The sequence below is a fragment of the Noviherbaspirillum sp. FW303-A3 genome (assembly GCF_058788695.1).
The window spans coordinates 5,100,437-5,116,810 of the sequence record NZ_JBYTAZ010000001.1; the positions used below are offsets into that span (position 1 = coordinate 5,100,437).

Below are 16,374 nucleotides of genomic sequence, written 5' to 3' on the forward strand. Positions count from 1 at the left end.
CGGAAGGGCGCTGCGCTCTAGTTTTGTACCGACGGCGGTGCGATCGACACCTTGCCGCTCATGCCGGCCATCAGTTCCTTGTAGCTGCCGTCGATCGCAGCCACGGTTTTCACCGACTGGCTGACCGGGTCCACGCGCGCGCCGATGCGAAGGATCTTGGCGGGGTAGGACTTGCCGGTTTCATCGATCCTCACCTGGAAACCGTACCCCGGCTTGAGCCAGGCGAGCCAGTGCGACGGCACGATGAATTCCAGTTCGAGCACGCTGTCGTCGAGGATGTCGAGCATCGCCTGCCCGGGCTGCACGTACTGCTGCTCCCGCACGCGCTGCTCGGCGACGCGGCCGGTGAAGGGCGCGGCGATCTGGCATTTCTCGAGGGAGACGTTCATCAGGGACACTTCGGCACGCGCTTTGGCGACTTCGGATTCGGAGACGTCCAGCTCCACCTTGCCGACGGAGTTGAGTTCGTTGAGCCGCTTGTTCGCCGCGAAGGTGCGCTCTGCCGCGGAAAGCGCGGCCCGCGCCTTCTGGTGTTGTGCCTGCTGCAGGGAGCAGTCGAGCGATACCAGTACCTGCCCGGCGCGGAAGCTGCCGCCTTCCATGACAGGAAGGCGGCTGATCTTCGCGCCGATCTCGGCGGCGATGGTGGTGAAGCGCCGCGGGGACAGTTGTGCGCGGATGTCTTGCTTCTCCAGCGCAGGCCGGGGGGCGGGCGCTGTCGTCTTCACCGGGGCAGGGGCTGCCGACTGAACGGCTTGCGCGCAGGCGGCAAACGCCGCGCCATGAAGGGCCAGTGCCAGCGCAATCCGGGAGAACGAACGTCGGTATTGCATCGCTTAATTCTCCTCTGTACGAGTGAAAGCGAGGATTGGTTCGGCATGGCGTTGCCAGCCAGCCGGAGCGCGTGTGAGCTTGAGCTTGATAGGGGCAGCCGCCACGGCACGCTTCTTTGCAGGGGCAGGCGTATCCACCGGAGCAGGCGCGCTTGCGGCGGGCTTCAACGCTTCCTTGTTCCAGTCGCGCAGCGCCTCGGAAACCTTCTTCGTCAGCTCGTCGAGCGGCATGTCGGTCGTGCTGCCGATGGCGGGTTCCAGGCCGATCGTCGCCTGCAGCTTGCTTCCCGCGCCTTGCAGCTGGGACAGCGACTGGTAGCGGCGCAGCAGGCTCAGGATGGCCGTGGTGCCGTTGGCGACCTGTTCCAGCTTGCTTTGCGTTTCCGCCGATTCCCGGTTGCGGATATGGGCGGAGATCTTTGCGTCCGCCTGCCAGATCGCGTCCGCGCGGAGGAACTGGCGGTAGGCGATCGTATAGGCGAGGCGCGACAGGTGCACCTGCGTCAGCACGGCCATCTGTGCGGCGACGCGGCGCTGGTCGGCGAGCTGCACGCCGGCGTCGGCCAGCGCTTTCTGCGACGGCGCGCTGAGCAGGTTGAGCAGGTTGTAGGAGAGCTGGAGGCCTGCATCATTCCAGCTGTTGTTGATCATGAAGCGGTCCGTGTCGTAGTGCGCGGTGTAGCGGAACGACAGGTTGGGGAACAGGCGCAGCATCGTGCGCCGGGTTTCCTCGACGGCGATGCGCGCGCTGTAGAAATGTTCGCGCAGCTCGGCGTTCTGTTCCACGGCGAGCTGTTCCATGCGCTCGACGGGAACGTCGAGCAGGGAAGCGTCGATATTGTCGCTCGGTTCCTGCACCTTGATGTCCTGGCCGAGCGGCGCATTGATCAGGTTGGCGAGTTCGATGCGGCCGGTGGACAGTTCCTGCTCGATGCTTTCAAGCAGGCGCAGGTTTTCGAGCAGCTGGCGCTGGTAGCGCAGCGCATCCACGGGATTGCGCAGGCGTTCATGCTCTGCCTTGCGCGCATCGTTCAAGGCATCCTCGGCCAGCGCGATGGCGCTGCGCACGTCTTCCTTCAGGCGCTGCGCGCTCGCCGTGCGCCAGAAAGCGAAGCGCACATCCTGGATCAGCGCATGCATGGCCTTGCGGCGGCGTTCGGAGGCGATCAGCACGCGGTCGGCCTGCTGTTTCGCCGAGATATAGCTCAGTCCGAAGTCGAGGATGTTCCAGGTCAGTCCGAGGTCGTAGGAAACGTGCGAACGTTCGGACGAAATGTAGGGATTGGCAAGCGAGGGCAGGCCCGTCACCGAATCGATGCTGCGCGTGATGAGATCCTTGTCGCGGGTGGAGTAGCCGGCGTTGGCCGTCAGTTTGGGCAACATGTCCCAATTGGTGCTGTCGAGTTGGTTGAACGCCAGCGCCTCTTCCATCATTTTGGTACGGCGGTCGAGGTTGTACTTCAGCGCGCGTGCAATCGCCTCGTCCATGGAAAGCTCGCCCGTGATCGGCTGCACGCCGGCGCGGGCGGTTTCGCGGTCGAGGGCGGCCTGTTCCGCAATTTCGGGCTTGCCGAGCGGCTGGACCTGGACGGTGCCGCAGGCACCCAGCACAAGGGCGGCGGCCACTGCGGCACTGCAGGTACGCAGGCGGGGAAACGGTCTGGAGTCAGCTCGGGGGGCGGCGCAGGACGAAACGGTCATGATGGAAGTGAATAAGGATCCAGGGGAAGGCGTTGTGTTTGGGCGATGCCAGCAGACGGCGGCAAAACTGTAGGTTTGTTGCTTTCTGTAAACACAAAAATTTCAAACAGTTGATTTATATCAATTGTACTGTCCTGCAGGAAATATTGATTTGCAGAATGATGAATTCATGAAAGAAATCACGGCAAAAACAGCATCCCTGCAACAATAAATTTCTGTGTGGAAAAACTTGTTATGGAAGAGGTAATGGCGCGTAGGACAAACGCTGTAGTCGGACCTTGGTCCGGCGAGGCGAGGGGGAGGGAGGAGGAAAAGAGGAGAGAAGAGGAATTGCTGGAAGCGCAATTCCCCAAAGTGATCAATGGAGGGGATCAGGCACTGACGCTGACGCGCGCCGGCCCTTCGATAACTTGGCCGATTACGGCGGCATGGGCAAAGCCTTCATTGCGGAACAGCGCCAGCACTTTGTCCACGGACGCTTCATCGCAGGACACGAGCAAACCGCCGGAAGTCTGCGGATCGGTGAGGAGTGCTTGCTGGACGGGGCTGACTCCTTCGGAAAGAACAACGTCCTGCCCGTATCCGGCCCAGTTGCGCGCGGAGGCGCCGGTGACGAAACCGCGTTCGGCAAGCTCCAGGACTTGCGGCAGGATCGGCACCTTCTTCATTTCCAGCGCTACCGTGACGCCGGCGCCACGCGCCAGCTCCAGGGAATGTCCAAGCAAGCCAAAGCCCGTCACGTCGGTCAATGCATGGACACCCGGCATCGCCGAGAGCGCCTTGCCCGGCTTGTTGAGTTTCGTCGTGTTTTCGATCATCGCCGTGTAACCGCCGGCGTCGAGCGCGTTCTTCTTGAGCGCGGCCGACAGCACGCCGACCCCGAGCGGCTTGCCGAGCACCAGCTTGTCGCCGGGCCGCGCGTCCGCATTGCGCTTGACCTTGTCCGGATGCACCAGCCCCATCACCACCAGGCCGTAGATCGGCTCGACCGAGTCGATGGTATGGCCGCCCGCGATCGGGATGCCGGCATCCGCGCATACCGCCTCGCCACCCTGGATGATTTTCCCGATCACGTCGACCGGGAGCTGGTTGATCGGCATGGCGACCAGGGCCAGGGCCATGATGGGCGTGCCACCCATGGCATAAACATCCGAAATCGCGTTCGTCGCCGCAATCCGCCCGAAGTCGTACGGATCATCCACGATCGGCATGAAAAAATCGGTCGTGGCAATCAGCGCCTGCTCGTCGTTAAGCTTGTACACGGCGGCGTCGTCCGAAGTTTCAATGCCGACAAGTAATTCCTTGGGAACGGGGAAGCCGCTGGAGCGCTTCAGGATATCCGCCAGGACGCCGGGTGCGATCTTGCAGCCGCAGCCGCCGCCATGGGAAAAGGAAGTCAGACGGATGCTGTTGTCGACAGGATTGTTCATTGTTTTCTGGATAAAAGGCTGTGGCAGGACGAGGGCCGGGAAGGCGCCAAGAATACTCCGGAAAGCGTTTGCCGTCATATTGACGTTCCGTAATTTTATTGACTATAGTCAAGAGACCCCCGGTTACAAATGCAGCAGGCCGGGCGGACGGAGGCCACCATGAGCATGGCGCAAGAGATACGCACGTCGCATTCCTGTGCATCGGATTCCCGTGAAGCCGTTCGCGAGTTCCATGCGGGAGTCGCGCAGGCTGACATGGTGCTGGCGGTGTTCTTTTGTTCGATCGAATACGACCTCGATGTCGTTGCGGACGAGATGCGGCAGCTGTTTGCCGGCATACCGGTGGTCGGCTGCACGACCGCGGGCGAGATCGGTCCCGCCGGCTATCGCGGACAAAGCCTTGCCGGCGCCAGCTTCACGGCGGGAACCTGCACCGCCGTGACCGGCCACCTCGACGGCCTGCGGCAATTCGAGATGGCGCGCGGGCAGGTCTTCGCGCAATCCCTGCTGCAGCGCCTCGAAACCATGGCTCCCGGCGCCGACCCGCATAACAGCTTTGCCTTCCTCCTGATCGACGGCATGTCCGTGCGCGAAGAACCTGTCACGCGCTCCCTGCAGAATGCCCTCGGGCGCATCCCGATGTTCGGCGGTTCGGCAGGCGATGACTTGAAGTTTTCCTCGACACGGGTTTTCCACGACGGACGCTTCCATGACGACAGCGCCGTGCTGATCCTGGTCACGACCACGCTGCCTTTCAGGATCTTCAAGACGCAGCATTTCGTTTCCACCGACGAAAGAATGGTGGTGACCGAGGCCGATGCGGAAAACAGGATCGTGCGTGAAATCAATGGCTTGCCCGCTGCGCAGGAGTACGCGCGCCTGGTGGGTGTGGACGTCAACGACCTCGACCCGATGCGCTTTGCGGCATCGCCGGTGGTGGTGCTGATCGACGGCATGGATTATGTCCGGTCGATCCAGAAAGCCAATCCGGACGGCAGCCTGACCTTTTATTGCGCCATCGAGGAAGGGCTGGTGCTGCGTGTGGCGCGTGGCGTGGACCTGGTCGACAACCTGGTGCATACATTCCAGCGGATCGAGGCCGAGATCGGGCGACCGCAGGTCGTATTCGGCTGCGACTGCATCCTCCGCCAGCTCGAGATCGTGCAGTACGGACTGAAAGACCGTGTCGCCGAGGTGCTGCGCGAGTACAACACCGTCGGTTTCAATACATACGGCGAGCAGTATGCCGGCGTGCATGTGAACCAGACCTTTACCGGCATCGCCATCGGCAATCAGCGAAAGACCGGCGATGACTGATTCTGTGCCTGTCCCGGGTTCCGGCGAAGTGCAGGCCCTGCGCGACGAAATCGTGCGGCTCAGGAAAATGGTGGAGGCGCTGATGAACAGGGCAGAGCGCAGCACCAGTGCGCGCGGATCCGACTTCAGCCTGTTCCAGACCGCGATCATGCTCGAAGACCAGGTCCGCCGGCGCACCGAGGACCTCGAGGCGGCATTGCGCGAGAATGAAAAGATCAACCGCGCGCTGCAGAATGCGACCGCGCAGATGGAGAAGGAATTTCGCCAGCGGCAGCAGGCGCAGGATGCGCTGTACCAGAGCGAGCAACGCTACCGGACGGCGACCGAAGCGGCACGGGATATCTTCATCACGGTGGATGAAGGGAATACGGTCGTCTTCGTCAATTCATCCATCGAGACGATCCTCGGTTACGCGCCGTCCGAGGTGATCGGGCAGGATGTCGGCATGCTGATGCCGGAGGACCGGCGGGAGGCCCACCGTCAAGGGGTGCATCGCTACCTGACTACCGGCGTGCGCAAACTGACATGGCTGGGGGTGCAGATTCCCGGCGTGCACAAGGATGGCCGGATCGTACCGCTGGAGTTCTCGTTCGGCGAGTTCGTGCAGAACGGCCGGCGCTACTTTACCGGCATTGCACGCGATATCACGGAGCGCCAGCGCGCAGATGCATTGCGGGAAGGACAGAACCGGGTACTTGAAATGATCGCCGTCGACACTCCGCTGGAGGACTCGCTGGGTGCATTGCAGCGATGCGTCGAGGCGCAGCACGAGGGCATGCTGACAGCCATTGTGCTGCTCGATGAAGAGGGGAGCAGCGCGCGCGCCTGCATCGCGCCGAGCTTGCCGCCGTCGTACGCCCAGGCCATTGCTGGCAGTCACATGGGGCCCGACTCCGGCTGCAGCGGCGCTGCCATGTTCCGGCGCGAACCGGTGATCGTGACGGATATCCTGTCCAATCCGCTCTGCGCGGGCATGCGCGAACTGGCTGTCGCCAACGGCTTGCGGGCGTGCTGGTCGCACCCGATCGTATCTGGTTCGGGGAAGGTGATCGGCGCGTTTACCGTGTATTACCGCCAGGCGCGGATACCGGAGACGCCGGAACTCAATCTCATCGAACTGGCCGTGCGCATTGCCGGCATCGCGATCGAGCGCAAGCAGGATGAAGCGTACATCCGGCACCTGGCCCACCATGATGTGCTGACCGGCCTGCCGAACCGGCTATTGCTTGAAGACAGGTTGAAGCAGGCTATCGCGCGCGCCGCGCGTTACCACACGCTGGTTGCCGTCCTCTTCATCGACCTCGATCACTTCAAGCATATCAACGATTCGCTGGGGCATCATATCGGCGACCGGTTGCTGCAGGCGATCGGCACGCGCATGCAGACTTGCCTGCGCGACGGCGACAGCATCGCCCGTCTCGGCGGGGATGAGTTCGTCATTTGCCTGGCCGAGGTCAGCCGCAACCGCGACGCAGCCGCAGTGGCGCAAAAGATCCAGGCCGCGCTGGCGGAAGATTTCACGGTCGATGGCCACGCGCTACAGATCGGCAGCAGCATCGGCATCAGCCTGTATCCCCTCGACGGCCACGATGTCGAAGCCTTGATGCGCGCAGCCGATGCGGCGATGTACGATGCCAAGTCAAAGGGACGCGCCAATTACCAGTTCTTTACGCCCGCGCTCAATATCGCCGCCCAGCAGCGGCTGATCGCTTCCAACCAGTTGCGCCAGGCGGTTTCGCGCGAAGAATTCGTACTGCACTACCAGCCGCAGGTCAGCCTGCGTTCCGGCGCCATCGTGGGCGTCGAAGCGCTGGTTCGCTGGAAGCGTGGCTCGGGAGAGTTGATTCCGCCCGCCCAGTTCATCCCGATCCTCGAGGAAATCGGCCTGATGGCCGAAGCCGGGAAATGGGTCTTGCGCGCTTCTTGCACGCAGGCTGCGGAGTGGCAGAAGATGGGACTGCCGCCGATCAGGCTGGCGGTCAACCTGTCGGCGCGGCAGTTCGCCGGCGACGATATCGTGCGGACAGTGGCCGAAGCACTGGAAGAGTCGGGCCTGGGAGCGGAGTGGCTGGAGCTGGAGATCACCGAGAGCCTTATCCTTGAAGGTTCGGAGCGGGTCATCCATGCGATGAATGAACTCAAGCGCATGGGGGTGAGCCTCTCGCTGGACGACTTCGGCACCGGCTATTCATCCTTGTCCTACTTGCGCCGCTTCCCGGTGGACCGCGTGAAGATCGATCGCTCGTTCGTCCACGACATGACATCCGACAGCGGAGGCTCCGACATCGTGCGCAGTATCCTTGCGCTGTCGCAAAAGCTGGGCCTGGGCGCGATTGCGGAAGGGGTCGAGACGGAAGCGCAGCTTGGATACCTGCGGCAGCAGGGATGCGGCGAGATTCAGGGTTTCCTGTTCAGCCCTCCTTTCCCTGCGGAGGAGATGACCGCGCTGCTGAAGTCGGACAGGCGGATACCGCTGTATTCGCACTTGCCGCTTGGCGACCATACCCTGCTGGTGGTGGACGATGACGCCCGTGTCGGCGCAGCACTCAAGCGCCTGCTGCACAAGGAGGGGCTCCATGTGCTGTGCGCAACGCGCGTGGACGAGGCATTCGAGCTGCTGGCGAGGAACAGCGTCGGCGTCATCCTCGCGGACCTGGATATCTCCGGCGACAGCGGGATCGAGTTTCTCGCCCGGGCCAAGAGCCTGCATCCCGATCCCATCCGCATCCTGCTCACCGGCGAAGCGGAAATCGCCACGGTCGTCAATGCGATCAACAAGGGCGCGATCTACAAGATTCTCGTCAAGCCATGGGTCGACCAGTTGCTCATCGAGAATGTCCGCGAAGCATTCGGTTTGTACACCGCACTCCGGGAAGCCTTTGTTCCGCCCTCCGTTTCCGACTCCGGCACGCTGTAGCGGGCGCCCCTGCAGGTACAATGGCGGGATGCAAAATTTCGATTCCTACGACCTGATCATCGACGCCCGCAGCCCGCGCGAATATGACGAAGACCATATTCCCGGCGCCATCAACCTGCCTGTCGTCGACAATGCGGAATTCGCCGAGGTCGGCATCCTGCACCGGACCGATCCCCTGGCCGCTTACCAGCTGGGTGCGCGCTATTCCCTGATGAACATTGCCCGCCACATCGAGCAGTGCATTTCGAAATATCCGGGCAAAAGCCGCATCCTGGTGTATTGCTTCCGGGGCGGCAAGCGCAGCAAGGTCTGGTTCGACGTGCTCGACACCATCGGGTATCGCGTCGAAAAGCTCAAGGGCGGCTGGAAAGCCTACCGGCGCTGGGTGAATGAAGAGATGGCCGTCTTCCCGTCCGGATTCCGGTGCATCGTCGTGTCCGGCCCGACCGGCTGCGGCAAGACGCGCCTGCTCGGCGCGTTGCACAAGGCGGGCGCGCAGGTGCTGGACCTTGAAGGAATCGCGACGCACCGCGGTTCTATCATCGGCGCCGTTCCGGGAAAGAAGCAGCCGACGCAGAAGATGTTCGACAGCATGCTGCTGAGGCAGCTCAAGCAATTCGACCCGGCCAGGCCGGTATGGGTGGAGTCCGAAAGCAAGAAGATCGGGCAGGTGCAGTTGCCGGACGCTCTCCTGGGCGCCATGCGCAGCGGCCAGACGATCGCCGTCGACGCCACCATGCCGCAGCGTGTGCAGCTATTGCGGGAGGATTACGCGCACTTCGAGCTGGATCCCAAATCGCTCATCGATCGCCTGGCTTTTCTGCGCCCGCTGATCGGCGGCGAAGAATTTTCCGCCTGGGAGGACCTGGCTGAGCGTCGGGAAGTGCCGGCGCTGTTCGAACGCCTGATGCGCAACCACTATGACCCGACCTATCGCCGGTCTATCCTGCGAAATTATCCGGAAATCGACAAGTCGCCCAAGATCCAGCTCGATGACCTCTCGCTGGAGGGATTGATTCCGGTGGCGCAGGAGTTGCGCGCCCGCTTCGACGTCGCAGTGGACGTGCAGGCGGCGTAAAAAAAAGGGCGGCGCAATGCCGCCCGGAAGGGGAGGAAACGACGATCAGGGCTTTTCGTTGGTGACCACCACGCGATTCACGAACATCACGCTCGGGAAGGTGCGGTCGAGCAGCTTGCTGCGGAAGTTGGTCATCACGGCGCCATCCTCGAAACGCACCACGGCATCCTTCTTCACCGCCACCTTCGGCGCGGCCAGCCACAGTTTTTCCTTGCCCTGCGCGACTTCGATATAGGTGTATTCGCTTGCTTCCAGCGTGCTCAGTACCTTGCCCTTGAGCGGCAGGTCTGCATCCGGCGTGTTCTTGGGCGCCTTCAGCATGTCGGCGGACATGGACGGGGAGGGATGCCCGGCAGGCGCAGCCTCTACGGAAACTGCGGCGGCCAGTGCGGCCAGTGCAAACAGGGCGGAGATGGCTTTCATCGATGTTGTCCTTTTGTAGGTGAAGAAGCGACAGGATGCGTGTCGCTGTCGGAAATGTTTTTTGATGAAGCATCTTTCGCGCCAGCAGCAACTGTCTGACGGGATGGCGGGGCAAACAGACGGTTTTCCCGCATTTTTCGGCCCAAAAGTCCCGATTGCGGGACAGGTTGTTTCCCGGATTCGGGAATGGACAAAAAAAAGACCCCGGATCACCGGGGCCAGATGCGGGTAAGCGGGAAAGGTCAGGCAGCCTTGGATTGCTGCGGGATCGTCATCTCGGACAGCAGTTCGAAGACTTCATCCTTGGACAGTACATAGCGCTCGAGCAGCGTGTCCTTCAGCGACCACATGACATCCTTGTAGGCTTTCATCGATTCCAGGGTGCGGGTGTACAGCTCGTCCGCCTTGGATTCGACCTGGCGCATGGCATCTTCGCTCGCGCCTTCGCGCTTGAACTGGGTGTAGTCCACCTTGGAACGGGAGTACATCGACAACTGGTTCACCATCAGGTCCAGCTTGACGGTGATCTTCTGGATGTCGTTCTGGCTGCCGGTCGAGATGCCGCGCGCGCCGTAAAACAACTCCTCCGCCGCGACGCCGCCGTAGAGCTGGATCACGTCCTGTTCCATTTCCTCCAGCGTTTGCAGGGAGACATCCTCCGAGGACGACAGCACATAGCCCAGCGCGCCGACCTTGGACACCGACTCGGTGCTGATCTTGAGCAGCGGCGACTTGGCTTTCACCTCATCCCAGCTCAGGCCTTCGCGCAGGTACGGATCGATCTGCATGAAGAAGTGGCCGAGTTCGTGCAGGGCGACGCGCTCTCGCTTCTTGTCCAGGTCGGCAGTCGTGGCACGGTCGGTCAGGCCGATCATCGAGCGTTCGAAGGCGCGGAACATGACATCGGTCGTGATCAGGATTTTTTCCTGGATCGCGATCATGCTGGCGCGGTCGACCACGGTTTCCAGCAGCGCGGGGCTGAGGTTGGCGGTGATCTCGGCGGCATAGTCGAGGTTCAGGTTCGCCCAGTCGACACATTCCGGATCTTTCTTCGCCAGGAAGACGTTCAGCAGTTCGCGGCGTTCCGCCTTGTTCGGCAGGCGGAAATTGATCTTCACCGCAAAACGGCGCAGCATCGCTTCGTCCATCTGGGTGGTGGCGTCGTTGAAGTTGGAGGCCACGACCCAGATCACGCCGGAGCCTTTGTCGCTCTTGATACCGTCGAGCAGGGAGAGCAGGGTGTTCGCGGTGTCGTCGTCCCACTTCTTGTCGCCGCGGCCGCGCGGCATGAAGAGGCTCTGTGCTTCATCCAGGAAGATGATGCAGCGTTCCATCGAGCAAGCTTTCTTGTAGATGGCGTTGAGCGCCTTCGAACCGCCGCCGACGAGGCCGGATTCCAGGCCGGAGCCGGATGCCTGGATGAGCGGAATATCCAGCTTCTTGGCCAGGTAGCCGGCGAGCTTGGTCTTGCCGGTGCCGGCCGGGCCGGTCAGCATGACGTTGAACGGCTTGTCGATGTTGTGCGAACGGTACAGGTCGCGGTTGCGAATCATTTCCTCCAGATGCGCGACTTCCTGCTTGATGTCTTCCATCCCGATCAGGTCGTCCATGCTGCCCTTGAGGTTTTCCGGCTTGACGACGGATGCACCGCCGCCCAGGCCCATCCCAGGCAAGCCCTTGCGCAGGCTGAAGAACAGGAAGGCCAGCAACGCGATGCCAATGGCGTTGCGCGCAAGAAAGCCGCCGATTTCGCTCGCGGCGCTGGCCTTGGCTTCCTTGTCTTCGAGAATTTCCTTGTTTGCTTGCAGGTACTCGGTGTTGGCGATCGCGTATGGAATGCCGTTCTTCAGCAGCACCTCGCGTTCGAGGTTGCTGTGCGACGTGCTCGGCACCTTGACGACGTTGATCTGCGCAGCGTCCTTGTACTTGAAAACATAGCGGGGAAAGTCCGACAGCGGCTGTGCCACCAGCAGGTATTCGAGGCGAGCCGGGTTCGTGGCCAGCCGGGTGATTTCTGAAATATCCTGGGAATGCACGATCGGGTTGGCGTCGCGCAGCGCCAGCGGCTTGAATACGACGGCGGCCACGCTGGCAAAAGCCAGCAGCACCATCAGTACCGCACCGACGTAGGCATGGTTGAAGGCTTGATACACCTTGGAACATCTTGACATTCGTTCGTCCTCTTGAAGGGTCACTGAGAGCGCGTGTCCCGGATGCATCGTCCAGTGTCGCGCAACGTTTCTGGTCAGAAGCCAATAGGACAGGGCACGCGGGTTTTGGTTGCCGCGCACAAAAGAAAAAGCCAGAGATTTTTTCTATGGAGAGGATAGTGCCGCAGCGCACTATCCGGGACGGTCCCCGAAGGAAACAATGTCGATGCGCAACCGGATATTGATCATGCGCAAGCCCGGCGGCGGATGAGGTGCTTAAATGAATCTAATCGGACAGCGCGTCTCAGGAGACAGGGGCGATGGTGACAACAATAATATTGGCATTGGCGATCCTTACGGTGGCGCTTGTCGTCGGCGTGTTCATCGTTGCGCTCATCGAGCTCAATGAAATCGACGAGATTACAGACGGCACGCGAAGCGGACAGGGAACGACGCTCCTTGTGCCGGTTCCCGGAGGCGACTCCGGCTTCTAGGTTTGCTTGTGCTCGGCGAAGCGTGCTTCGATCATCCGTGCAAAGTTCATCAGCTCCTTGTCCGTCGCCATGTCGTTCAGGTAGCAGACATCCCCGTCGAGAATCATCAGCTTGGCCTGATGGGCAAGCTCCAGTATCTCTTCGCGTCTCAGTTCGTTGTGATGGTTTTTCATGTTTACCGCCTTGGTTGGAGAAGAAATTCTTTCAGGCAATCCCTTCTGTGACGCGGCGAGACTTCCTTAGTTCCGCTGCAGTGCACCATTTTTGGAACGTATCAAAGTGGTAACATATTGGCCACATGGCCTCCAGTTCCCTTTCATTGTCATTTCGCCGTACAGCAGCCGATGGGGCCGCTATACGGGATGCCGTTCACCGTCTCGTCGGGGATGCATCGATGATCGTGTGGGAGGCGGACGCGGACGGGCGTTGCACTTACCTCAACCCGGAAGCGATGCAGGCCTTTTCGTCGCCCGGGGACGTTCACATCAACGACTGGTTTGCGCATATCCATCCGGAGGACGCACCGGCCGCCATCCAGAAGATCCTGGACGCTAGACGGAAGGGCCTCCAGTACCAGTTCGAATACCGCATCACTCGCGCCGACAGCCGCACCCGCTGGGTGGCCGAAACCGGTGCGCCACGGCTCGCGGGGGATGGCAGCCTGCTTGGTTACCTCGGTACGCTTGTCGATGTGACGGCAAGCTACGATGTGCGCACGAAGCTGATGCGAAGCGAAATCGAGCACCGCCTGCTGACGGAGAACGCGCGCGACCTCATTTCCTATAGCGATGCCAACAACATCTATCAGTACGTGTCGCCCTCGCACAAGGACACGCTCGGTTACGAGCAGCACGAACTGGTCGGCACCCATTTGTACGATTACGTCCATCCGGACGATGCCAGGCGGGACGTTCCGAAGGGGCCGCGGCACCAGCGAGGGCTGGTCAATATCCGTTTCCGCCACAAGAAAGGCCATTGGGTGTGGCTGGGGGCGAGCACGCGCACGGTGCGCGACCCGAAGACGGGCGCAAAGATGGGGATCGTCGCCATCGCGCGCGATATCACCGCGCAGCTGCAGGCCGGGCGGGAACTGGCGCGGCGCGAAGAGCGATTCCGCAGCCTCACGACCCTGTCGTCCGACTGGTACTGGGAGACCGATGCCCACGTCCGTTTCAGTTTCTTTTCCGAAGGGATTTACCAGCGGCTGGGGCTGCGCGCGTCCGAATTGCTTGGTACCAGTTTCGAGGAGCATATCGCCGACCCGAAGGCATCCGGATTCATTGCCTGCGCGGAAAGCATTGCGGCCCGCAGGCCGTTCCACGACCTGATCTACCCGGTCTGGTCGCTGGCCAAGCCCGGCGAGGTCCGTTTCCTGAGGATTTCGGGAGAGCCGTTCACCGAGGACGGCGTGTTCGGCGGCTATCGCGGCGTGAGCCGCGATGTCACGCATGAGGTCCGTACCGCCAATGCGCTCGAACATCTTGCCACGCGCGACACGCTGACCGAATTGCCCAACCGTGCACTGCTGCAGCGGCGCCTTCGCGAATGCCTGGAAGACCGCCGGGATGACGCGATGCTTGCGGTGTTCTTCATCGACCTCGATAACTTCAAGGAGGTCAACGACTCGCTGGGCCACGCCGCGGGCGATGCATTGCTCAAGGCAATTGCGCTGCGCTTGCGGCGCTGCATCCGGCCCGACGATACGATCGGCCGCCTGGGGGGCGACGAGTTTGTCGTCCTTGCCGAATGCAAGCACGGGGAGGCATCGGCCGTCCGTCTCGCCGGCAAGCTGTGCAAGGCGCTCGACCGGCCGGTCATGATCGAGGGGCACGAAGTCAGGGCAGGGGCATCGATCGGCATCAGCAAGTTTCCGCATGACGGTACGACCAGCGCTGTGCTGCTGCAGAACGCGGATACCGCCCTGTATCGCGCCAAGGCAACCGGCGGCAACTGTTTCCGCTTTTATACGCCGGACATGAGCGCCGAGTCGCGCACGCGCATGATGCGGCACGCCGCGCTGCGCCATGCGCTGGACAGGAACGAGTTCGTCATTTACTACCAGCCGCGCGTCGACCTGAAGACCTTGCGCGTGACCGGCGTGGAAGCCTTGCTACGCTGGACACAGCCGCAACTCGGCGCCGTATCGCCCTCGGACTTCATCCCGCTTGCCGAGGAAAGCGGCCTGATCGATGACATTACCGATTGGGTGCTGCGGCGTGCGACGGAGCAGGTACAGGAGTGGACGGTGCGCTACGGGCGGCCGTTCACGATCTCGGTCAACCTCTCGGCACGCCAGTTGCGCAACAAGAAAATCCTGGCGTCTGTGGCGCATGCCTTGCGCCAGAGCGGCATGCGGCCGGAGCAGCTCGAGCTGGAACTGACGGAATCGGCGCTGATGGAGGATGCCGATGCCGGCGCCGACCTGCTGAAGGAACTGAAAGCGCTCGGCCTGCGGCTGTCGGTCGACGATTTCGGTACCGGCTACTCGTCGCTGGCCTACCTGCGCCGCTTTCCGCTGGACTGCCTCAAGCTGGACCGTTCCTTCCTGCGGCAGAACGATACCGACGAGGTGAGTCCCTGGAAACTGGCCGAGGCCGTCATCAACCTCGCGCACACGCTGGACCTGTCCGTCGTGGCCGAAGGCGTCGAGAGCAAGGAGCATCTTGCCTTCCTGCGCACGACTTCCTGCGATGAAATCCAGGGATCCTGCATCAGCGATCCGCTGCCGCCGGAGGAAATCGAAAGCCTGCTGCGCTCCGGTGTGGCCGCGCGCCTGGCAGGCTGATCAGCCGAAGAACCAGTAGCAGACCAGGATCGAGGCCAGCACGCCCGCCGCATCGGCCAGCAATGCGCAGCCGACGGCATGTCTTGCGCGCTGGATGCCGACGGCGCCGAAATACACCGCCAATACATAGAAGGTGGTTTCGGTGCTCCCTTGCACGGTGGCGGCGACGAGCGCCGGGAAGCTGTCGACACCGCCTGTCTTCATCAGTTCGATCAGCATCGCGCGCGCTGCGCTTCCGGAAAATGGCTTGACGAGCGCCGTCGGCAGGGCATCGACGAAACGGGTGTCCCAGCCGATCGTCTCGACCAGGAAGCGGATGCCGCCCAGCGCCACATCGAGCGCGCCGGATGCCCGCAGCACGCCCACCGCGCAAAGCATCGCCACCAGGTAGGGCAAGAGGTTTTTCGCAACGTCGAAGCCTTCCTTTGCACCTTCGACAAAAGCTTCGTAAACAGGCACGCGCCGCAACGCGCCGGCCAGCAGGAAAAGCAGGATCAACCCGAACAGGACCAGGTTCCCAAGCAAGGAGGAGAGTGCCGCCAGCGCCGTGGCCGACATGCCGCCCAGGATCGCCATGAACCCGCTCAGCAGGATCGAAAAGCCGGCCACCCAGGCCAGGACGACCGGATCCCAGATCCGCAGCCGTTGTACTGCGGCGACGGCAAGGAAGCCGACGAGGGTGCCGATGCTCGTGGCGATCAGGATGGGCAGGAAAACCAGTGTCGGGTCGGCCGCGCCCTGCTGAAGCCGGTACATGAAGATGGAGACAGGGAGCATCGTGAGCGACGACGTGTTTAGCACGAGGAACAGGATCTGCGCATTGGTTGCCGTGTCCGGCTTGTCATTGAGCTCCTGCAGCGCCCGCATGGCCTTCAGGCCGATGGGCGTGGCCGCGTTGTCCAGGCCGAGACCGTTTGCGGTGAAATTCAGCGTGATGAGTCCCAGTGCAGGGTGGCCGGCGGGGACGCCCGGCATGAGGCGCCGGAACAGCGGCGTCAGCAAGCGCGCGAGAAGTTCGACCAGGCCGGCCTTCTCCGCAATGCGCAGGAATCCCAGCCACAGCGTCAGCGTGCCGAACAGCAGCACCATGACTTCGACGGACAGCTTCGCCATCCCGAACAGGCTCTCTACCATCGCGGCGAAGACGCCGGCATCGCCTCCGGCCAGCCACCGGCTGAATGCGCTCACCCCCGCGACGAGGAAGAAACCCAGCCACAGTCCGTTCAGCATGCGCGCATCCTCCAGC

12 protein-coding genes are annotated in these 16,374 nt (G+C 62.1%); 5 read left to right on the forward strand and 7 right to left on the reverse strand.

Annotated features, from left to right (window positions below; genetic code table 11):
* Positions 1-17: 17 nt before the first annotated feature.
* From AC3WOY_RS24435 to selD, 3 genes are all read right to left on the reverse strand, one after another.
* Positions 18-833: an efflux RND transporter periplasmic adaptor subunit gene (locus AC3WOY_RS24435; protein ID WP_492428550.1), complete on the reverse strand. Its 816-nt coding sequence runs from the start codon at positions 831-833 to the stop codon at positions 18-20.
* A gap of 3 nt (positions 834-836) precedes the next feature.
* Positions 837-2,459, reverse strand: coding sequence for a TolC family protein (locus AC3WOY_RS24440; RefSeq protein WP_492428552.1), 1,623 nt, complete (start codon positions 2,457-2,459; stop codon positions 837-839).
* A gap of 446 nt (positions 2,460-2,905) precedes the next feature.
* Positions 2,906-3,964: a selenide, water dikinase SelD gene (gene selD / locus AC3WOY_RS24445; RefSeq protein ID WP_492428554.1), complete on the reverse strand. Its 1,059-nt coding sequence runs from the start codon at positions 3,962-3,964 to the stop codon at positions 2,906-2,908.
* A gap of 159 nt (positions 3,965-4,123) precedes the next feature.
* Between selD and nosP the strand changes: the two genes are divergently transcribed.
* From nosP to mnmH, 3 genes are read left to right on the forward strand one after another with little or no spacing between them, the layout of a single operon-like run.
* Positions 4,124-5,281, forward strand: coding sequence for a nitric oxide-sensing protein NosP (gene nosP, locus AC3WOY_RS24450; RefSeq protein ID WP_492428556.1), 1,158 nt, complete (start codon positions 4,124-4,126; stop codon positions 5,279-5,281).
* The gene (locus AC3WOY_RS24455; RefSeq protein WP_492428558.1) at positions 5,274-8,198 is read left to right on the forward strand and encodes an EAL domain-containing protein; all 2,925 of its coding nucleotides are present in this window, start codon (positions 5,274-5,276) and stop codon (positions 8,196-8,198) included. Before nosP ends, AC3WOY_RS24455 begins: the two co-directional genes overlap by 8 nt.
* 28 nt (positions 8,199-8,226) lie before the next feature.
* Positions 8,227-9,276, forward strand: a complete 1,050-nt coding sequence (mnmH, locus tag AC3WOY_RS24460) for a tRNA 2-selenouridine(34) synthase MnmH (RefSeq protein WP_492428560.1) — start codon at positions 8,227-8,229, stop codon at positions 9,274-9,276.
* A gap of 45 nt (positions 9,277-9,321) precedes the next feature.
* Here mnmH and AC3WOY_RS24465 read toward each other — a convergent pair whose 3' ends face one another.
* A complete protein-coding gene (locus AC3WOY_RS24465) occupies positions 9,322-9,699 on the reverse strand; it encodes a hypothetical protein (RefSeq protein WP_492428562.1) in 378 nt (125 codons plus the stop codon).
* 242 nt (positions 9,700-9,941) lie between these two features.
* Positions 9,942-11,870, reverse strand: a complete 1,929-nt coding sequence (locus tag AC3WOY_RS24470; protein WP_492428563.1) for an AAA family ATPase — start codon at positions 11,868-11,870, stop codon at positions 9,942-9,944.
* A gap of 299 nt (positions 11,871-12,169) precedes the next feature.
* Between AC3WOY_RS24470 and AC3WOY_RS24475 the strand changes: the two genes are divergently transcribed.
* The gene (locus tag AC3WOY_RS24475) at positions 12,170-12,343 is read left to right on the forward strand and encodes a hypothetical protein (protein WP_492428564.1); all 174 of its coding nucleotides are present in this window, start codon (positions 12,170-12,172) and stop codon (positions 12,341-12,343) included.
* Here the strand turns inward: AC3WOY_RS24475 and AC3WOY_RS24480 are convergent.
* Positions 12,340-12,516, reverse strand: coding sequence for a hypothetical protein (locus tag AC3WOY_RS24480; RefSeq protein ID WP_492428565.1), 177 nt, complete (start codon positions 12,514-12,516; stop codon positions 12,340-12,342). The genes AC3WOY_RS24475 and AC3WOY_RS24480 overlap by 4 nt on opposite strands.
* Positions 12,517-12,737: 221 nt before the next feature.
* Here AC3WOY_RS24480 and AC3WOY_RS24485 point away from each other — a divergent pair, with 221 nt between their 5' ends.
* Positions 12,738-15,128 (forward strand): sensor domain-containing protein, encoded by a 2,391-nt coding sequence (locus AC3WOY_RS24485; protein ID WP_492428567.1) that lies wholly within the window; start codon positions 12,738-12,740, stop codon positions 15,126-15,128.
* Here AC3WOY_RS24485 and AC3WOY_RS24490 read toward each other — a convergent pair whose 3' ends face one another.
* Positions 15,129-16,358: a nucleoside recognition domain-containing protein gene (locus AC3WOY_RS24490; protein ID WP_492428569.1), complete on the reverse strand. Its 1,230-nt coding sequence runs from the start codon at positions 16,356-16,358 to the stop codon at positions 15,129-15,131. It lies immediately after the preceding gene.
* Positions 16,359-16,374 lie beyond the last annotated feature (16 nt).